Origin of the sequence: Streptomyces sp. NPDC085524 (assembly GCF_044541755.1) — a bacterium.
Lineage (GTDB): Bacteria > Actinomycetota > Actinomycetes > Streptomycetales > Streptomycetaceae > Streptomyces.
The window spans coordinates 75,286-94,821 of record NZ_JBITTH010000020.1 but is presented as its reverse complement, the minus strand read 5'-3'; the positions used below and the strand labels follow the sequence as shown (position 1 = coordinate 94,821).

General features: G+C 73.2%; 14 protein-coding genes. 6 read left to right on the top strand and 8 right to left on the bottom strand.

Annotation, left to right across the window (positions count from 1 at the left end):
* Window positions 1–14: 14 nt before the first annotated feature.
* Both ACIGFK_RS27960 and ACIGFK_RS27955 read right to left on the bottom strand, forming a co-directional pair.
* Entirely contained in the window at window positions 15–374 is a 360-nt protein-coding gene (locus tag ACIGFK_RS27960) for a hypothetical protein (protein WP_376656463.1), read from the bottom strand.
* A gap of 435 nt (window positions 375–809) precedes the next feature.
* Window positions 810–2,669 carry a serine hydrolase gene (locus ACIGFK_RS27955; protein ID WP_386468537.1) on the bottom strand — a complete coding sequence of 620 codons (1,860 nt, stop codon included), beginning with the start codon at window positions 2,667–2,669 and terminating at the stop codon, window positions 810–812.
* Window positions 2,670–3,132: 463 nt separating this feature from the next.
* Here ACIGFK_RS27955 and ACIGFK_RS27950 point away from each other — a divergent pair, with 463 nt between their 5' ends.
* Window positions 3,133–4,248 carry an NAD(P)H-dependent flavin oxidoreductase gene (locus ACIGFK_RS27950; RefSeq protein WP_376659905.1) on the top strand — a complete coding sequence of 372 codons (1,116 nt, stop codon included), beginning with the start codon at window positions 3,133–3,135 and terminating at the stop codon, window positions 4,246–4,248.
* A 5-nt stretch (window positions 4,249–4,253) separates the two neighbouring features.
* Window positions 4,254–5,807, top strand: coding sequence for an acyl-CoA synthetase (locus tag ACIGFK_RS27945; RefSeq protein WP_376659904.1), 1,554 nt, complete (start codon window positions 4,254–4,256; stop codon window positions 5,805–5,807).
* A 12-nt stretch (window positions 5,808–5,819) separates the two neighbouring features.
* On the opposite strand, the gene ACIGFK_RS27940 is transcribed toward ACIGFK_RS27945, so the two are convergent.
* Window positions 5,820–6,554 (bottom strand): hypothetical protein, encoded by a 735-nt coding sequence (locus ACIGFK_RS27940; protein WP_400054026.1) that lies wholly within the window; start codon window positions 6,552–6,554, stop codon window positions 5,820–5,822.
* 131 nt (window positions 6,555–6,685) lie between these two features.
* Here ACIGFK_RS27940 and ACIGFK_RS27935 point away from each other — a divergent pair, with 131 nt between their 5' ends.
* Complete coding sequence (locus ACIGFK_RS27935) at window positions 6,686–7,819, top strand: calcium:proton antiporter (protein WP_376659902.1); 1,134 nt, start codon at window positions 6,686–6,688, stop codon at window positions 7,817–7,819.
* Window positions 7,820–7,851: 32 nt separating this feature from the next.
* Here ACIGFK_RS27935 and ACIGFK_RS27930 read toward each other — a convergent pair whose 3' ends face one another.
* On the bottom strand, window positions 7,852–10,287 hold the full coding sequence (locus tag ACIGFK_RS27930; RefSeq protein ID WP_376659901.1) for a penicillin acylase family protein: 2,436 nt from the start codon (window positions 10,285–10,287) through the stop codon (window positions 7,852–7,854).
* A gap of 157 nt (window positions 10,288–10,444) precedes the next feature.
* Between ACIGFK_RS27930 and ACIGFK_RS27925 the strand changes: the two genes are divergently transcribed.
* Window positions 10,445–12,043, top strand: coding sequence for a fatty acyl-CoA synthetase (locus ACIGFK_RS27925; RefSeq protein WP_376659900.1), 1,599 nt, complete (start codon window positions 10,445–10,447; stop codon window positions 12,041–12,043).
* 374 nt (window positions 12,044–12,417) lie between these two features.
* Here the strand turns inward: ACIGFK_RS27925 and ACIGFK_RS27920 are convergent, their stop codons facing one another.
* The 3 genes from ACIGFK_RS27920 to paaK form a co-directional block, all read right to left on the bottom strand.
* A complete protein-coding gene (locus ACIGFK_RS27920) occupies window positions 12,418–13,284 on the bottom strand; it encodes an oxidoreductase (protein ID WP_400054023.1) in 867 nt (288 codons plus the stop codon).
* Between the two features lie 69 nt (window positions 13,285–13,353).
* Entirely contained in the window at window positions 13,354–14,244 is an 891-nt protein-coding gene (locus ACIGFK_RS27915; RefSeq protein ID WP_400054021.1) for a YhjD/YihY/BrkB family envelope integrity protein, read from the bottom strand.
* A 92-nt stretch (window positions 14,245–14,336) separates the two neighbouring features.
* Window positions 14,337–15,644 carry a phenylacetate--CoA ligase PaaK gene (paaK, locus tag ACIGFK_RS27910; RefSeq protein WP_376659897.1) on the bottom strand — a complete coding sequence of 436 codons (1,308 nt, stop codon included), beginning with the start codon at window positions 15,642–15,644 and terminating at the stop codon, window positions 14,337–14,339.
* A gap of 107 nt (window positions 15,645–15,751) precedes the next feature.
* On the opposite strand from paaK, the gene ACIGFK_RS27905 reads away from it, so the two are divergent.
* Window positions 15,752–16,603, top strand: a complete 852-nt coding sequence (locus ACIGFK_RS27905) for an alpha/beta fold hydrolase (RefSeq protein WP_400054019.1) — start codon at window positions 15,752–15,754, stop codon at window positions 16,601–16,603.
* A 224-nt stretch (window positions 16,604–16,827) separates the two neighbouring features.
* On the opposite strand, the gene ACIGFK_RS27900 is transcribed toward ACIGFK_RS27905, so the two are convergent.
* On the bottom strand, window positions 16,828–18,459 hold the full coding sequence (locus ACIGFK_RS27900; RefSeq protein WP_376659895.1) for an acyl-CoA synthetase: 1,632 nt from the start codon (window positions 18,457–18,459) through the stop codon (window positions 16,828–16,830).
* 172 nt (window positions 18,460–18,631) lie between these two features.
* Here ACIGFK_RS27900 and ACIGFK_RS27895 point away from each other — a divergent pair, with 172 nt between their 5' ends.
* Window positions 18,632–19,432, top strand: coding sequence for a crotonase/enoyl-CoA hydratase family protein (locus ACIGFK_RS27895; RefSeq protein WP_376659894.1), 801 nt, complete (start codon window positions 18,632–18,634; stop codon window positions 19,430–19,432).
* Window positions 19,433–19,536: the final 104 nt, after the last annotated feature.

Sequence of the window (19,536 nt, the reverse complement as noted above, 5' to 3'; positions counted from 1 at the left end):
TGTTGAGGTGGCCGTCAACTCACGGGGCCGAGGACGTGGGACAGGCGTTGTTCGAGCTGGGCGATGCGCTGGGCCTGGCCGGTACTGCGGGCGGTCAGGTTGGCGAGGTCGGCCAGGAGGGACTGGCGGCTGACCTGCGGTCCGGTGGGCCCTTCCGGCGGTCGCGAGGCGCGGGCCAGTACACCGGCGCGGAGATCGCTGTGCGGGTAGACCGGGCTGCGGTGGACGTTGGCCATGCGCGCCACAGCGGACACGGTGATCGTCAGGCCGTCGCGGGTCAAGTCGTCCGGGGCGGCCAGCACGCGGTGACCCCTACGGGCCGAGTCATCCGCGCGGGCCCTCGCGAGCTGGTCGGCCGGCCCCGGTCGGCTCATGGTTCCCGTCCAAGTCGGACGTCGCTCGCGGCGGGTCGGACGGTCGGCATGCCGAGCTGGACGGTTCGGGTCTTGCGCAGGATTGGATTGCGGTGGCCTGCCGGATCTCCTCACGCTCCTGCGTGGCGAGGGTGTCGAGTCCGGTTTCGGCCTGGCGGATGAGGCGCCGCAGCCCGGAAGGCCCGGCGTCCCCGTCGGGCGGGTACACCATCACGCGCCGGCCGCTCCCCGCGTCGACGTACTCCGCGAGACGGCCCCACTCCCGGTCCGACCCGGGCAGGACCAGCCCGAGCCCTTCGGCCGAACGCCTCAGCGAGGCCCGGAGGGCCCCGTCACCGTCCCGGCCGCCCTCGCCCAGCCCCGCCCCGAAGTCCATCGCCCCAGTCTGCCCGAGCCGCCCTCGCCCGGCGACCGCCGCTTCGACGGCCTGAACGCCTAGTCCCCGGACCGGGTCCAGCCGATCGCCACGAGGCGGGCGGCGTCGGACGGGCGGTCCTCCGCGAAGAGGAGGCGGGACGGTTCCGCGACGCGGATGACGTCCACGTAGATCCCGCGGCCGACGTAGCGGCCCGTCGCGGAGTGGCGCAGGCGCAGCCGGACCTCCCGGCCCGCCCAGGCGGCGGTGAGGGGGGCTTCGAGGCGGTGCCAGATGCGGCCCGACCAGCCGGTGGCGGCGCCGCGGGGCCACTCCTCGGGGGTGCCGCCGGTGGTGCGCAGGGTGGTGAAGGGGAGCGGCTCCCAGTGCTCCCCGTCGGGTGAGGCCTCCAGGTGGAGGGCGCCCTCGCCCGGCACCGTGTCCCACCACACGGCGCAGCGCAGCTTGGCGGCCGCAGTGGCCGGGGTGAGCGGAGGCAGGGTGAGCGTGCCCGAGGCGCCCGGCTGGATGCCGGAGAACCAGGCCGCCCCGCCGTGCTTCGTACGGACGGGGACGGCGCGGGCGAAGCGGTTGCCCACGGCGACCCGCGGCGCGCTGCCGGCCCGCCAGGTGCGGACGGGGTGGACCGAGTTGCCGAGCAGGATCAGGAAGGAGTCCGTCGAGGGGTCCAGGACGAGGGAGGTCCCGGTGAAGCCCGTGTGGCCGGCGGAGTGGGGGGTGGCCATCGCGCCCATGTACCAGTGCTGGTAGAGCTCGAAGCCGAGCCCGTGGTCGTCGCCGGGGAAGGCGGTGTTGTAGTCGGTGAAGAGCAGCTCGACGGAGGCGGGGGACAGGATGCGCCTGCCCGCGTAGGCCCCGCCGTCGAGCAGGGTCCGGGCGAGGACGGCCAGGTCCCAGGCGGTGCCGAACACCCCGGCGTGGCCCGCGACTCCGCCGAGCGCGTAGGCGTTCTCGTCGTGGACCTCGCCCCAGATCAGCCCGCGGTCCAGGCCGGACCAGGGCGGACGCTGCACCTCGGTGGCGGCGGTGATGCGGCGCCAGGAGAGCGGTGGGTTGTAACGGGTGCGGTGCATCCCGAGTGGAGCGGTGATCTCGTCGTGGAGCAGCACATCCAAAGTGCGGCCGGTGATCCGTTCCAGGAGCAGCTGGAGAGAGATCAGGTTCAGGTCGGAGTACCGGTACACGGTTCCCGGCGTCTCCTGCGGCCGGACCGACCAGAGGAGCTTCAGCTGCCCCTCGCGGGTCGACTGCTGGTAGAAGGGAGCCCAGGAGCGCAACCCCGAGGTGTGGGTCAGCAGCTGACGGACCGTGATCAGCTCCTTGCCGCCGCCCGTGAACTCCGGCAGGTACTCCCGTACCGGAGCCTCCAGCGCCAGGCGCCCCCGCTCCATCTGCTGCACGGCCAGGATCGACGTGAACAGTTTCGTCAGCGAGGCCAGGTCGAACACCGTGTCCTCGGCCATCGCGATCCGCTCGGCCGCCGGGAACTCCCGGACCCGGTCGGTCCGCCCGTCGTAGTCCGCGTACCGCACGGCGTCACCCATCGCGCGGTGCAGCGCGACCGTGCGGCCCCGGCCGGCGAGGACCACGGCCCCGGCGTAGTAGGGGTGTTCGGGGGAGGGGCCCAGGAACCGCCGCGCCTCCTCCGCCACCCCGTCGAGGTGCCGCTCCACCAGGCCGGCCTGGCGCGCGGAGCCGTACCGCAGGCGCAGCCCCTGGAGCGCGCGGCGCTCGGCCGGGTTCCCGGCCGCGGCCGCGCCGGGGCCTCCCGGCAGGGCGGCGTGGAGCACCAGTACGCCGCCGAGTGCGAGCAGGCGGGCGCCCAGCCTGCGGCGGCTGATTCCGTGCCCGTGCCCGTGCCCGTCGGCGGCTGCGGCCCCTTCGGCCGCCGTCCCGCCGGCCCCCGTTGTCGCTGCCATGTCCGGCCCTCCTGTCTGCTGTCCGAGCCGGCCTGCGGCGCCGTCTCCCGGGGCTCCGCCCCGGACTCCGCGCCTCAAACGCCGGCGAGGCTGGATGTGCCCCCGCCGCCTCCAAGGGCGGCGAGGTCGTACATGGCCCGCCTCCAAGCCGGCGGGGCCGGGTGGGGTCCCGCGCTGTGTGGCGGCGGGGCCGAGTGCGGTCCGGCCTCATGTGGCGGCGGGCCCGAGTGCGGTCCGGCCTCATGTGGTGGCGGGGCCGGGTGTGGTCCCGCCTTGCGTGGTGGCGGGGTTGAGCGGGTCGGTGACGTCGGGTGGGAGTGCCCGCGGGGACGGCTGTGCCCGCACGTTAGTGGGTATGTGCCCGCCCTGCGGGCGACCTCCCCATCGACAGGCCTGTAAAGAATCTGACACTGCATCAGAAAATCTCTTCCCTCGATGACCGGGCTGCGGCATCCTGCCGCCCATGGAGACGGAGCTGAGCAAGAAACTGGGAGTCGAGCACGCCATCTTCGGCTTCACGCCCTTCCCGGCGGTCGCCGCTGCCATCACCCGCGCGGGCGGGTTCGGCGTGCTCGGAGCGGTCCGCTACACCGCTCCCGACGACCTCAAGCGCGACCTCGACTGGATGCAGGAGCACACCGACGGCAAGCCCTACGGCCTCGACGTCGTGATGCCCGCCAAGAAGGCCGTCGACGGCATCAGCGAAGCCGACATCGAGGCGATGATCCCGGCTGCGCACCGCGCCTTCGTCCGCGACACCCTCGCCAAGCACCACGTGCCCGAGCTCCCCGAGGGCGAGGCCTCCGGCTGGCGGATCACCGGATGGATGGAGCAGGTCGCCCGCAACCAGCTCGACGTCGCCTTCGACTACCCCATCAAACTCCTGGCGAACGCCCTCGGTTCCCCGCCCGCCGACGTCATCGCCCGCGCCCACGAGCACGGGGTCCTCGTCGCCGCCCTCGCCGGCAGCGCCAAGCACGCCCGCCGTCACGCCGAAGCCGGCATCGACATCGTCGTCGCCCAGGGCTACGAGGCCGGCGGCCACACCGGCGACATCTCCACCATGGTCCTGGTCCCCGAGATCGCCGAAGCCGTCGCCCCGCTCCCGGTCCTCGCCGCCGGCGGTATCGGCAGCGGCGAGCAGATCGCCGCCGGACTCGCCCTCGGCGCCCAGGGGGCCTGGCTCGGCTCCCTCTGGCTCACCACCACCGAGGCCGACCTGCACTCCCGGGCCCTCACCGAGAAGCTGCTCGCCGCCGGCTCCGGCGACACCGTCCGCTCCCGCGCGCTCACCGGCAAGCCCGCCCGCCAGCTGCGCACCGAGTGGACCGACGCCTGGGACGACCCGCAGGGCCCGGGCGCCCTCCCCATGCCGCTCCAGGGGCTGCTCGTCGCCGAAGCCGTCTCGCGGATCCAGAAGTACGAGGTGCAGCCGCTCCTCGGCACCCCCGTCGGCCAGATCGTGGGCCGGATGAACGAAGAGCGCAGCGTCCAGGCCGTCTTCGACGACCTCACCAGTGGTTTCGAACGAGCCATCGACCGCATCAACCGCATCGCAGGCCGAGTCCGAGAGGCGTGATCAGCGTGACCGACCAGCCCCCCAACGGCTTCTGGGCCCAGGCCGCCGCAGACCCCGGGCGGACCGTACTCGTCAGCCCCGAGGGCGAGGAATGGACCGCGGGCCGACTGCACGCCGACGTCAACCGGCTCGTCCACGGCCTGCGCGCCGCGGGTCTGGAGCAGGGCGACGTCTTCGCGGTCGTGCTGCCCAACGGCGTCGAGTTCCTGACGGCCTACCTCGCCGCCGCCCAGGCCGGGTTCTACCTCGTCCCCGTCAACCACCACCTCGTGGGCCCCGAGATCGCCTGGATCGTCTCCGACTCCGGCGCCAAGGTCCTCGTCGCCCACGAGCGCTTCGCCGACGCCGCCACCGCCGCGGCCGACGAGGCGGGCCTGCCCGCGAGCCACCGCTACGCCGTCGGAGCCGTCCCGGGCTTCCGCCCGTACGCGGAACTCCTGGAGGGGCAGCCCGCCGCGCCCCCTGCGGACCGCACCCTCGGCTGGGTCATGAACTACACCTCCGGCACCACCGGCCGCCCCCGCGGGATCCGCCGCCCGCTGCCCGGCAAGCTCCCCGAGGAGACCTACCTCGGCGGCTTCCTCGGCATCTTCGGCATCCGCCCCTTCGACGACAACGTCCACCTGGTCTGCTCGCCGCTCTACCACACCGCGGTGCTCCAGTTCGCGGGCGCGGCCCTGCACATCGGGCACCCGCTGGTCCTGATGGACAAGTGGGCCCCCGAGGAGATGCTGCGCCTGATCGACGCGCGGGCCTGCACCCACACCCACATGGTCCCGACCCAGTTCCACCGGCTCCTCGCGCTCCCGCAGGCCACGAAGGACGCGTACGACGTCTCCTCGATGCGGCACGCCATCCACGGCGCCGCGCCCTGCCCCGACCACGTCAAGCGGGCCATGATCGACTGGTGGGGCACCTGCGTGGAGGAGTACTACGCGGCGAGCGAGGGCGGCGGCGCCTTCGCCACCGCCGAGGACTGGCTGAAGAAGCCCGGAACCGTCGGCAAGGCCTGGCCGATCAGCGAACTCGCCGTCTTCGACGACGACGGCAACCGGCTGCCCCCCGGTGAACTGGGCACCGTCTACATGAAGATGAAGACCGGCGGCTTCAGCTACCACAAGGACGAGGGCAAGACGAAGAAGAACCGCATCGGCGACTTCTTCACCGTCGGCGACCTCGGGCTGATGGACGAGGAGGGGTACCTCTTCCTCCGCGACCGCAAGATCGACATGATCATCTCCGGCGGGGTCAACATCTACCCGGCCGAGATCGAGTCGGCCCTGCTCACCCACCCGGCGGTCGCGGACGCCGCCGCCTTCGGCATTCCGCACGCCGACTGGGGCGAGGAGGTCAAGGCCGTCATCGAACCGGCGGAGGGCTTCGAGGCGGGCGACGCGCTGGCCGCCGAGATCCTCCAGCACTGCGAGCGGCAGCTCGCCGGTTACAAGCGCCCCAAGACGCTCGACTTCATCGGGACGATGCCGCGCGACCCGAACGGCAAGCTGTACAAGCGGCGGCTGCGCGACCCGTACTGGGAGGGCCACGACCGGGCCATGTGACCCGGCGCCGTCTCACCAGTGGGTGAGGTCGTACACGGCGACGCAGTAGGGGTCTTCGGCCGGGGAGCGGGCCCAGGACAGGTCGTCCCGCAGGAGGGAGGGCACGGCGGCCATCGTCCCGGTGAACCCCTCCCGGACCCGGCCCGCGTCGTCCCGCAGCGAGAAGTCCAGGCCGATCCGCCCCGGCGGACCCTGGGGCCGGTCCATGTACATCCGCACCGTGCCGGTGTCGAGCAGTACGAAGCCGGTGAGCAGCTCCTCGCGCTCCGGCTCGGGCTCCCACGCGTAGGGCCCGACCATGGAAACGGCGGCGTGCAGCGCGTCGGTGAGATCGTACGAGGGCTCCTCCTGGAACCGTGAGGCCTCGGCACCGGCGTCGACGACGGGAATGCCCAGGCCGTCCCGGGCCACCGGGCCCGCTGCGGCGAGCTCCGCCGCGCCCGGGCCCGAGGCCAGCTGCCGCAGCATCCCGATGATCGCGCTCCACGGCACGTTGGAGCCGTCGGGGGCGAGCAGCGGCAGGTCGTAGGCGACCGACGTCGCCGTGTCGTGGCCGTCCCACAGGACGATGCGGGTGTGCTCCGGCCGGCCCGGGGGCCACAGGACCCCGCGCACGGGCCGGCCCGAGCAGTGCTCTTCCGCCCCCGGCGGCGGGGAGACGCAGCGCAGCAATGCCCACAGGACGATGCGGTGGAACTCGGCCAGATCGTCCTCGGACCAGGGTGACGGCGCATCCGCTGAAGCCATGCCCCAGTCTGGGGCGGACCACCGGACGGGCGGCCCCGCCACGCCCGGTGACGCGTGAGAAGGGACACGTCAGGGCCCCGGAAGGGCTCCTTGCGCCGCAGTGGAGGGATGGTTCTGGCAAGTTGGCGTATATGAGTACGGCAACCCGCAAATCGCCCCTGACCGACTGGACCGTCCTGGTCCCCGTGGTGGCGCTCGTCGCCCTCGTCTTCAGCTGGGGACGCGAGCTGCCCTCGCTCGGGGTGGTCCTGGTCGCGCTCTGCCTCGCGGGCGCGGTGCTGGCGGCCGTCCACCACGCCGAGGTCGTGGCCCACCGGGTCGGCGAACCCTTCGGCTCCCTCGTGCTCGCCGTCGCCGTCACCGTCATCGAAGTGGCACTGATCGTCACCCTGATGGCCGACGGCGGTGACAAGACCGCCTCGCTCGCCAGGGACACGGTGTTCGCCGCCGTCATGATCACCTGCAACGGCATCGTCGGCCTGTCCCTGTTCGTGGGCGCGCTGCGCAACCGGGTCGCCGTCTTCAACGCCGAGGGCTCCGGCGCGGCACTCGCCACCGTCGCGACCCTCGCCACCCTCAGCCTGGTGCTGCCGACCTTCACGACCAGCAAGCCCGGACCGGAGTTCTCCACCGCCCAGCTCACCTTCGCGGCCGTCGCCTCGCTCGCCCTGTACGGCCTCTTCATCGCCGTCCAGACGGTCCGTCACCGGTCGTACTTCCTGCCCGTGGAGGCCGAACGCCCGACCGGCGCGGCGGGCGCGACCGGGGACGGGGCCGGGGACGGCGACGACGAGGCCGAGCGGCCCACCCCGCGCGCCGCCCTGATCAGCGTCGGCCTGCTGCTCGTCGCGCTCGTCGCGGTGGTCGGCGACGCCAAGTCCGTCTCCCCGACCATCGAGAAGGGCGTGGCGGACGCCGGCCTGCCGAACGCCGTCGTCGGTGTGATCATCGCCCTGCTCGTGCTGCTGCCCGAGACCCTGGCCGCGGTCCGGGCAGCCCGCCGCGACCGCGTCCAGACCAGCCTCAACCTGGCCTACGGATCCTCCATCGCCAGCATCGGGCTGACCATCCCCGCCATCGCACTGGCCTCGGTCTGGCTCTCGGGGCCGCTGCTGCTGGGCCTGGGGCCGACCCACATGGTGCTGCTCGCCCTCACCGTCGTGCTCAGCGCCCTCACCATCGCCCCGGGCCGCGCCACCCTGCTGCAGGGCGGGGTCCACCTCGTGGTGCTGGCCGCGTACCTGTTCCTGGCCGTGAGCCCGTAGACGGCACGGCCGGGAACAGGGTGCGGCGGCCGTCAGCGCCGCTCGCGCGGCCACACCACCTTCAGCTTCGGCGAGGTGAGGATGTCCCGCTCGCAGAACCGCGAGGTCACCCAGCGCTCCGCCGAGAACAGCCGGGTCTGGTCCGCGTAGTACGGCGAGTCCGGGTTCGAGGACTGGCTGTACGTCAGCAGGGTGCGGGCCACCGGGCAGCGGCTGCCGTCCCAGCCGACCGCCTGGATGTGGCTGGAGCCGTGCACGACCTCCGGGTAGCCGCCGGCCGCCGCGTTCCACGGCGCCTCGATCTTGTTCCAGACGCCGAGGGCCTCCGTGCCGCCGCCCACCGGGAGCTTCCGGCCCCCGCGGACCACGAACTGGTGCTCGCCCAGCGGCGCGTCCAGGGCGATCCCGGCGGCCTTCAGCTCCACCACCGTGTCCGCGAGCGCACGGCCGATGCCCGGCACCGTCTGGTTGAGCGTCCGGGGGGTGCGGACGGGATCGGCCGCCGAGAACGGCACCAGCCACAGGTCCTTGGGCGCCGTCGAGGCCGTCAGTCTGCGCCAGAACCGGTCGAAGAACAGCGCGCCCCGGCTGGAGGCGTCGGCCGTACGGTCCCACCCGGCCAGCACTCCGCAGGCCGCCGAGACGTCCACCGCCGTGCCGTCGCCCGCCGTGGCCGTACCTCCGGGCAGCGCGGCGCAGGCCTTCGCCGCGTCGGCCGCCGCCAGGTCACCCGCGGGCACCCGGTCGGCGAACTGCTGCCGCTCCAGGTCGGCCACCGTCAGCCCGCCCCTGGCGGCCATCGCCGACACGTCCTCGACCGCACCGCGCGTGCGCATCGACCGGGGCGTGGAGACATTGCCCCAGATCCGCTCGTAGCCGGTCAGCGGCCGGTCGGCATTGGCCAGCCAGGCACTGTCGTTGGAGTTCTCGGCGTACGGGGCGTCCCGCAGCGTCGGTGCCTTCCCCGGGCCGAACACGCCCGGCTGCACCGCGTCCGGATCCGTGCCGGGCGCGCAGTCGGCGCGCGCCCCGTCCAGCACCGCCAGCCCCGAGGCCGGATACGTGGCCCGGCCCAGCGGGGTGGAGCAGCGGGCGGCGAGCTCGTCCGTGATCCGGGGGACCACCTGGGACTGGGTGAAGAGGGTGCCGCCCGCGGAATCGGCGGCCACCGTGTTCACCCAGGGCAGCCCCTGGGTGCGGGCCAGGGCCTCCTGGATCCCGGCGACCGAGCGGGCCTTGCCCATGGCCAGGGCGGTGTCGGAGCCGCGCAGGTTCGCCGCGTTGGGGTCGTTCAGCGCGTACGCCGTCTGCGGGGTCCAGGGCAGCGGCAGGCCCGGGCCGAGCCCCGTGATCACCGGCCCGTAGCGGGTCCACCACTGGGTGCGGGTCACCGGATCGCCGCCCGCCACCGGGACGGTGACGGTGCGCCGGGTCATCGCCTCCGGCTTGCCGTCGACCAGGTAGGCCGTCGGATCGGCCGGGTCGAGGGTGAGCTGGTGCAGGTTGACCGGGGTGCCGGTGGCCACCGTGTGGCTCCAGGCCACCTTCTCGTTGAAGCCGATGCTGACCACGGGGGTGCCGAGCAGGGAGCCGCCCGAGACGTTCAGTTCGCCCGGAATGGTCTGCTGCGACTGCCAGAAGCGGCGCCCGCCCTGCCACGGGTAGTGCGGGTTCCCGAGCAGCAGCCCCCGGCCGGACGCGGTGGTGGAGCCGGCGAAGGCCACGGCGTTCGAGCCCATGTCGTAGCGGGAGGTGTCGAAGAACTCCCGCGCCGCCTCCGCCGCGTCCGCCGGATCGGTCTGTTGCGGGGCCGTGGTGCGGGCGGCGGCCGCGGGGGCGACCGGCGGCTGCGCGGCCGTGATGGCGTCGATGCCGCGGCCCTGGCCGCCGAGGACGGAGACGGCGAAGCCGCGGGCGGCCACGTCGGTGGCGGTGACCGGGCGGACCCAGGCGGCGCCCTTGCACGCCGGGTCGGTGATCCTGTTCTGGGCGAGCCAGGCGTTGTACCCGGCGGCCCAGCCGCGCATCAGCTCCTTCAGGTCCTTGCCCGGGCCGGCCGGAGCGGGCGTCGCGAGGAGCCGCTCCACCGTGCCGGATTCCCGGACGCCCTTGAAGTACAGGTCGCTGGAGAGGTTCCGGGTGGCGGAGGAGAGCGATCCGTCGGGCGCGGCGTCCGGGCCGAACCAGCGGGAGCGCTCCCCGGCGAGGGTCACGAACCCGTCGGCGAGCACGCACACCTGGTCGGCGGCCTGCGCCCAGCCGGTCCCGAAGCCGAGGTGCGCGTAGTCCTGGGCGAGGATGTGCGGAATGCCGTTCTCGGTGTAGCGGATGACGGCGGACAGGCCGCCGCCGGACGGGTTCCGCTCCCCGGTCGCCGCCGAGGCCTGGGGCGCCGCGGCCGCGGCGGCGAGCAGCGCGGCGCCGGCGAGGGCGACGCGCCGGAGTATCGGACGGGTCCTGAGGTGCAACGTGCCTCCCAAGTAGCCTTCGGATGGGCGTGGTTGCCCGTGGGGCAGGCGGTGCGTCGGTGCCCCCACACTCATGCAGGCGGTCCGATGATCTGTCAACATCCCGTTCGGTATCCCGGTTATTGACCTTGGGCGTACGGGGCATGAGGATCGCGCCATGACGCCAGATCAGGCAGTGCAGGCAGGGCAGCCAGTGCAGGCAGGGCCCGCAGGACCGGTCGAGGGCGGGGACGGCGCGCAGCGGGCGGTGCGGGACCGGACGGTGGACGGACTGGTACGCCACAGCGCGCACCGGGTGCCCGACCGGGTCGCCGTCCGCTACCGCGAGCGGACCTGGACCTACGCGGAACTCGACGGGGCCGCCACCACCGGCGCAGCCGTCCTGCGGGAGCGGTACGGGCTGTCGGAGGGCGACCGGGTCGCGACCTTCGCCCACAACTCCGACGCCTACCTGCTCGCCTTCCTCGCCTGCGCCCGCGCCGGGCTCACGCACGTCCCGGTCAACCAGAACCTCGCCGGCGAGGACCTGACGTACATCCTGGACAACAGCGCCAGCGCCCTGGTCCTCGCCGATCCGGACCTCGCCGCGCGGATCCCCGACGGGTACCGGGTACGGCCGCTGCGGGACGCCGGGGGATCCTTCCTGGCCGAACTCGCCGAGCCGCTGCCCTTCGGGGGCCGGAGCGAACCGGACGCGCTGGCGCAGCTGCTGTACACCTCCGGGACCACGGCCCTGCCCAAGGGCGCGATGATGACGCACCGGGCGCTCGCGCACGAGTACGAGAGCGCGATCGAGGCGCTGGACCTGGCCGAGGAGGACCGGCCGGTCCACTCGCTGCCGCTCTACCACTCGGCGCAGATGCACGTCTTCCTGCTGCCGTACCTGGCGGTGGGGGCGAGCAACACCATCCTGGACGCGCCGGTCGCGGAGGAGGTCTTCGACCTCGTGGAGGCGGGGGAGGCGGACAGTCTCTTCGCCCCGCCGACCGTGTGGATCGGCCTGGCCAACCACGCCGACTTCGGGCGGCGCGACCTCGGAGCCCTGCGCAAGGCGTACTACGGCGCCTCGATCATGCCGGTGCCGGTCCTGGAGCGGCTGCGCGAGCGGCTGCCCGGGCTGGGGTTCTACAACTGCTTCGGACAGAGCGAGATCGGCCCGCTGGCCACGGTGCTGGGGCCGGACGAGCACGAGGGGCGGATGGACTCCTGCGGGCGGACGGTACGGCACGTGGAGGCGAAGGTCGTCGACGAGGACGGCAAGGACGTGCCGGCCGGGACGGCGGGCGAGGTGGTCTACCGCTCGCCGCAGCTGTGCCGCGGGTACTGGAACGATCCCGAGGCCACGGAGAAGGCCTTCCGGGACGGCTGGTTCCGCTCGGGCGACCTCGCGGTGCGCGATGCGGAGGGCTACTTCACGGTCGTGGACCGGGTCAAGGACGTCATCAACTCGGGCGGGGTGCTCGTCGCCTCCCGGCAGGTCGAGGACGTGCTGTACACGCACCCGGGGGTGGCGGAGGCGGCAGTGGTCGGGCTGCCTGACGAGCGGTGGATCGAGGCGGTGACGGCCGTGGTGGTACCGCGCGGGGAGGTCACGGAGGCGGACCTGATGGCGTACGCGCGCGAGAAGCTGGCCCACTTCAAGGCCCCGAAGCAGGTCCTGTTCGTGGACGCCCTCCCGCGAAACGCCAGCGGCAAGATCCTCAAGCGCGAACTCCGCGACCGCTTCGCCGAACGCCCGCCGGCCGACTCCCACTGACCCCCGCCGCCCAGCCCCCGGCCCCGGCCCCCGCCCCGGCCCTGGCCTCGGCCCTGGCCCCGGCCATCGGCCCTGGCCCCGGCTCGGCCCCGACTTGGCCCCCGGCCCTGGCCCCGGCCGGGGCGAAGAGGTCCGGGCCTCGGCCCTGGCCCCGACCGGGGTTGACAACCCTTGGCCCCGGCCCCGAGTGGCGTGAGGGACTCCGCCCCCGGGCCTCGGCCCTGGGCTTCCGGCCCCGATTCCGGCCCCGATTCCGGTCCCGGGCTCCCCGTCCTTGGCTCCGGCTCCGGCCCAGGGCTCGGGTCCCGGTGTCGGGGCCGACCGCGAGGTTCGGCTTCCCGTCCCGGGATCGGGGCGGGAAGCCGGGGGTGGGGTCAGGCCTCGAAGTCCGTGCCCCGGCTCGTCGGCTCCCAGGCCAGGGCCTCGGCGCGAGCCGCATCCGCGTGGGCCAGGATCGCGTCGAGCGCGTCGTTGCCCAGCGCGAGCCGCAGCGGCGTGTGCTCGGCGTCCAACGCGGCGAGGATCGCGGCGGCCGCCTTGACGGGGTCGCCGGGCTGCTTGCCGTCGCTGTCCGGCAGACCCGCCCGCACCCCGCCCACCGTGTCCGCGTAGGCCTCGAGCTCGGTGGCGGTCTGCTGCAGCGCGGCCCCGCCCGCGAAGCCGGTACGGAACGCACCCGGCTCCACGATCAGCGCCTTGATGCCGAAGGCCGCGACCTCGCCGGCGAGCGCCTCGGTCAGGCCCTCGAGGGCGAACTTCGTCGCCGAGTACGCCCCGACCCCGGGGAACGACAGCCGTCCGCCCATGCTGCTCATCTGCACGACGGCACCCGACTTGCGGGCCCGCATGTGGGGCAGCGCGGCCCGGGTGAGCGCCGCCGGGCCGAAGAAGTGCAGGTCCATCAGGTCCCGCAGTTCGGCGTCCGAGGTTTCCTCCACGGCCCCGATCAGACCCCGGCCCGCGTTGTTGACCAGGACGTCGATCCGGCCGAAGCGGTCCACGGCCTCCGCGACGGCCTCCTCGGCGCGCGCCGTGTCCGCGACGTCCACGGCGAGCGGCAGGAGCCGCTCCGGGTGTCCGGCCGCCAGCGCTTCGAGCGGCTGGGTGCGGCGGGCCGCCGCGACCACGGTGTCACCGGCCGCGAGCGCGGCCTCGGTGAGGGTCCTGCCGAAGCCGGACGAGGCCCCGGTGATCAGCCAGACCCGGCCGGCAGGTTCGCTCACGGCATGCTGCTTTGTCATCAATCCCCCTGTGCGTGAAGCCTGTTGACGGCGGTGCGGACCGATCCTGCCATCCGTGGAGCGGTGTGGTCAGCCGGTTTCGGGATCATGGGAAGGGCCGCCGCCGGGGCCGCCGCCGGGGTCGCCGCCGGGGTCGCCCTCGGAGGGGAGGAGTCCGGTTCGCCGCAGGCGGGTCAGCGTGAGGTGTTCGTGGACGAGGCGTCCGACGAGCGCCCCGCCGTAGACCACGAAGCCCACTCCGACCAGCCAGGACTGCACGACCAGCAGGGTGCCGAACGGGCCGTAGATCACCGCGTTCGACGCGATCAGCGGGGAGAACACCAGCTGGGAGAAGACCCGCAGCCCGAGCAGCCCGAGGCTGGTGGCGAGCGCACCCGGCACCAGCGCGCGCCAGCGGACCCGGCCGCAGAGCAGCAGCCGCTGCGAAGCGACGAAGAACAGGCAGGTGCCGACCAGGTCGCCCAGGATGCCCACGACCGTGCCGAGGATGCGGTGCGACGGTGCGGGGATCTCCACCAGCAGGGCGAGGTAGCAGACCAGCAGGGCCAGCCAGACGACGTGCCGCCACATGGTGTGCCAACGGGCGGTCGGCAGGTCCCAGACCTTCTCGTAGCCGGTCTGCACGGCGGATCCGAAGGTCAGGCCGAAGACGGCCAGCGCAGCGAGTCCGAAGGCGGTGGTCCGCTCCAGCGCCAGGTCCGCCGCGCCGAACAGCAGCTCGACCCGGGCACGGGAGGCCCGGGTCACCCCGAGCGCCTGGCCGAGCCAGCGGCCGAACCCCGAACCGCTGCCGGGTGCGGCGGCGGCCACCACGATCAGCAGCGGCACCAGGGTGAGGAAGCCGAGGGCCGCGAAGCCCATCGCCCGGTGCATGAGCTCCATCTCCCGGCCGCGGCTCCAGGCCAGACCGGCAGGGGAGCCCTGGAGCCGGTCGTAGAGCTGCCGGATGATCGAGGTCACGCCTCATGCCCTACCCGCGCGGGCAGCCTGCCTCCCGGAAGACATCCCGAAGTGGGCCCGAAAGGGTGGTTTCACCCGCCCCCGGGCGCGTCTCATTCCGCCCCGGCGCCCCGCAGATCCACCAGCCGCTTGATCTTCCCGACCGAACGCTCCAGGGTCTCGGGGTCGACGACCTCCACCCGGACGGAGACCCCGATGCCTTCCTTGACGGCCCGGACCACCTCGGCGGCCGCGGCCGCCCTGCGGTCCGCATCCGTCTCCCGGCGGGCCTCCACCCGCACCGTCAGTGCATCCAGCCGGCCCTCCGTGGTCAGCCGCAGCTGGAAGTGCGGAGCCAGCCCGGCCGTCCGCAGCAGGATCTCCTCGACCTGGGTCGGATACATGTTCACCCCGCGCAGGATGATCATGTCGTCGCTGCGGCCCGTGATCTTCTCCATCCGGCGGAAGGCCGGGCGGGCCGTACCGGGCAGCAGCCGGGTCAGATCCCGGGTGCGGTAGCGGATGACGGGCATGGCCTCCTTGGTGAGGGAGGTGAACACCAGCTCGCCCGGCTCCCCGTCCGGCAGCACCTCGCCCGTCAGCGGGTCGACCACCTCCGGGTAGAAGTGGTCCTCCCATATGTGGAGCCCGTCCTTGGTCGAAGCGAACTCCTGGGCCACGCCCGGGCCCATGACCTCGGACAGCCCGTATATGTCCACCGCGTCGATGTCGAGCCGTTCTTCGATCTCCCGGCGCATCTCCTCCGTCCACGGCTCCGCGCCGAAGATGCCGGTCCGCAGGGAAGTGGCGCGCGGATCGATGCCCTGGCGCTCCATCTCGTCCAGCAGGGTCAGCATGTAGGAGGGCGTCACCATGATGACCTCCGGCCGGAAGTCCTCGATGAGCCGGACCTGCCGGTCCGTCATCCCGCCCGAAGCGGGCACGACCGTGCAGCCGAGGCGCTCGGCCCCGTAGTGCGCACCGAGGCCGCCGGTGAACAGTCCGTAGCCGTACGCGATGTGCACGATCTGGCCGGGCCGCCCGCCTGCCGCCCGTATGGACCGGGCCACCACGTCGGCCCAGGTGGAGAGGTCCCCGTCGGTGTACCCGACCACCGTGGGGCGCCCGGTGGTGCCGCTGGAGGCGTGGATGCGGCGCACGTCGGAGCGCGGTACGGCGAACATGCCGAACGGGTACTGGTCGCGGAGATCGGTCTTGGCGGTGAAGGGGAACAGGGCGAGGTCGGCGAGGGAGCGGCAGTCGTCGGGGTGCACGCCCGCCTTGTCGAAGGACTGCCGGTAGAACGGCACCCGCTCGTAGGCGTGGGCCAGGGTCGCACGCAGCCGTCTCAACTGGAGGGAGGCCAGCTCGTCGCGGCTCAGCCGCTCCCCTTCGTCGTGGAGATCCGCCTGCACCGCCATGTCGCCACCTCATCCTGAATGAACCGAACGATCATTCGGTAGATTGCCAGGTCCCGGCAAGGTAAATCAATGACTCGAACGAGTGATCGTCTGTTGTGATGGTCCGCATGCCTACCTTCACCACGTATGACGGGACCGAGCTCGCCTACCACTTCAAGGGTGGGGGTGAGCCGCTCGTGTGCCTTCCCGGCGGCGCCATGCGCGCCTCGGCCTACCTGGGGGACCTCGGCGGGCTGGGAGCCGGGCGGCGGCTGATCCTGCTCGACCTGCGCGGGACGGGTGACTCCGCCATGCCGGCCGACGAGTCGACGTACCGCGTCGACCGCCAGGTCGCGGACGTCGAGGCGCTGCGGGTGCACCTCGGGCTGGAGCGGATGGACCTCCTCGCGCACTCCGCCGGCGGCAACCTCGCCCAGCTCTACGCGGCCGCGCACCCCGACCGGGTGCGCCGGATCGTCCTGGTCACCCCCACCGCCTGGGCCGTGGACCTCCCGGTCACCACGGAACACCGGCTGGAGGCGGCCCGACTGCGGGCGGGCACCGAGCTGTACGACCGGGCCATCGAGGCCTACGAGGGGATCCTCGGCGGCGGCGCCGACGGCGACGAGGCCTGGGACCTGGCCGCACCGCTGTTCTACGGCCGCTGGGACGATGCGGCCCGGGCCGACTGGGCGGCGGGTGACCAGCAGGTGAACGAGAAGGCCGCGGCGGCCTATGCCGGGCCGGGCGCCTTCGACCCGCCGGCCACCCGGGCCGGGCTCCGGCGGGTCGCCGGGGAGGTGCTGGTGCTGGCGGGCGGGCTGGACGGGAACCCGCGGCCGGCCCTTGCGGGGCAGCTCGCGGCGCTGTTCCCGCGGGGTGTGGTGGACGTGCAGCCCGGTGCGGTGCACTTTCCGTGGCTGGACGACGCGGTGTGGTTCTCGTCCCGGGTGGAGCGGTTCCTGGCCTCCGGCCGCTGAGGCCGGCGGGTGCGGGTGCGCGTGCCGCTGCGGGGCCGGGTGGGGGTGCGGGTGCCGCTGAGGGGGCGGGGTGGGCGGGGCCGGTGCGGGTGCCGCTGCGCGGGGCAGCTCCCCGCCCCGCCCTTCCTCCGTTCCCCGGGGCTCCGCCCCGGACCCCGCGCCTCGAACGCCGGCGGGGCTGGAATTCGGCCCCGCCGGGGGGGCCGGTGCGCCTCAAGTGCCGGTCAGGTGGCCGTGTCCGCTTGCGTGGCGATCGTCTTGGCCCAGCGGTAGTCCGCCTTGCCGCTCGGGGAGCGCTGGATGGCCGGGGCGATCACCAGCTGGCGGGGGATCTTGTACCCCGCGAGCTTCGTGCGGCAGTGCGACTGGATCTCGTCCAGCGTCGGCTCCGGGGCGCCCGCGCGGACCTGGACCACCGCCGCCACGTGGTTGCCCCACTTCGGGTCCGCGACGCCCGCGACCAGCGCGTCGTACACGTCCGGGTGGGACTTCAGCGCCTGCTCGACCTCCTCCGGGTAGACCTTCTCGCCGCCCGTGTTGATGCACTGCGAACCACGGCCGAGCACCGTGACGATGCCGTCCTCGTCGACGGTCGCCATGTCGCCGAGCAGGACCCAGCGTTCCGAACCCCGCTGGAAGAACGTCTCGGCGGTCTTCGCCGGGTCGTTGTAGTAGCCGAGCGGCACGTAGCCGCGCTGCGCCAGGCGTCCCGGCACCCCCACCGGCACCGGCTCGTGCGTGACCGGGTCCACGACCTGCGTGCGCTCGTTGACCTCCAGGCGGAAGCCCTTCTCCGGGCCGGAGTCGTCCGTCGCGCGCCCGTTGGAACCGGATTCGGAGGAGCCGAAGTTGTTCAGGAGGAGCACGTTCGGCGCCAGCCGCTGGAATTCCGCCTTCACCGTGTCCGACATGATGGCGCCGGACGAGGAGACGCTGAAGAGGGAGGACAGGTCCGTGCCCTTCAGCGGCCCGTTCAGCGCGTCGATGAGCGGCCGCAGCATCGCGTCGCCGACGAGGGAGACGCTGGAGACCTTCTCCTTCTCGATCGTGCGGAGCACCTCCTCCGGCGCGTACTTGCGGTGGATGACGATCCGCTGGCCGTAGTTGAAGGCCACGAACGAGGTCAGCGTCGAGGTGCCGTGCATCAGCGGCGGCGCGGGGAAGAAGGTGAGCCCGGCGCCGCGCGCCGCGACCCGCTCGGCCAGTTCCTCGGGCCGTTTCACCGGCTCGCCCGACGGCTCGCCGCCGAACAGCCCCGCGAAGAAGAGGTCCTCGGCACGCCACATCACGCCCTTGGGCATGCCCGTCGTACCGCCGGTGTAGATGATGAACAGGTCGTCGGGGCTGCGCGGCGGGAACCCCCGCTCGGGTGAGCCGGCCGCCTCGGCGTCCTCGTAGGAGAGGGGAGCGATCGCAGGCTCCGGGGCGCCCTCGGGGGTGGGGCCCACCCTGATCAGGTGGCGGAGCTTCGTCGTCTGCGGGAGCGCGGCCGCGACCCGTTCGGTGAACTCGCCCTCGAAGACGAGCGCTGCGAGGTCGGCGTCGTTGTAGAGGTAGACCAGCTCCTCCTCCACGTAGCGGTAGTTGACGTTCACCGGCACCAGGCGCGCCTTCAGGCAGGCCAGTACGGTCTGGAGGTATTCGACCCCGTTGTAGAGGTGCAGGCCCAGGTGTTCGCCGGCCTTCAGGCCGCTGTCGAGCAGGTGGTGCGCGATCCGGTTCGCCGCCGTGTCCAGTTCGGCGTACGTGAGGCGGCGCTCGGCGCCGGTGCCGGGGTGGTCCACGTACACGAGGGCCTCGCGGTCCGGGACCACGTCCACGACCGACTCGAACAGGTCGGCAAGGTTGTACTCCACCGTTCCTCCTGACGCGTGACGCGCATGGCTGTCTGCTCGGCGGTCATTAGAGCGCCGCCGAAGGCAACTGGGAAGGGCGCCGCCCAAGAAATCTGACTGGGTGTCAGAAAACTATTGAACTGCACCCGCCCCTACTGCAACCTGTTCTAGGTCTTGAGACGGGAGGACGGCAATGGGTGGGACGGAACACCTGACCGTGGAGCGGCACGGTGCCACGCTGGTGCTGACCATGAACAGGCCCGAGGCGAAGAACGCGCTCTCGCTGCCGCTTCTGGTGGGCCTGTACGACGGCTGGCTGGAGGCGGACGCGGACGAGGAGATCCGCTCGGTGGTGCTGACGGGCGCGGGCGGGGACTTCTGTGCCGGCATGGACCTCAAGGCGCTCGCGGGCAAGGGCATGGCGGGCGACGAGTACCGGGACCGCCTCAAGGCCGACCCCGACCTGCACTGGAAGGCGATGCTGCGCCACCACCGGCCGCGCAAGCCGGTGATCGCGGCGGTCGAGGGGTACTGCGTGGCCGGCGGGACGGAGATCCTGCAGGGCACCGACATCCGGGTGGCGGGGGAGGGGGCCACCTTCGGGCTGTTCGAGGTCAAGCGGGGGCTCTTCCCGATCGGCGGCTCCACGGTGCGGCTGCCGCGCCAGATCCCGCGCACGCACGCGCTGGAGATGCTGCTGACCGGACGCCCGTACTCCGCCGAGGAGGCGGCGCGGATCGGGCTGGTCGGGCGGGTGGTGCCGGCGGGCACGGCGCTCGAGGCCGCGCTGGAGATCGCGGAGCAGGTCAACGCGTGCGGGCCGCTGGCGGTGGAGGCGGTGAAGGCCTCCGTGTACGAGACCGCCGGGCTGACGGAGGCGGAGGGCCTGGCGGCGGAGCTGCTGCGGGGGTGGCCGGTCTTCGACACGGCGGACGCGAAGGAGGGGGCGCGGGCGTTCGCGGAGAAGCGGCCGCCGCTGTACCGCCGCGAGTAGCCGTGCCGCTGCCGCTGCCGCTGCCGCTGCCGCTGCCGCTGCCGCTGCCGCTGCCGCTGCCGCTGCCGCTGCCGCTGCCGCTGCCGCTGCCGCTGCCGCTGCCG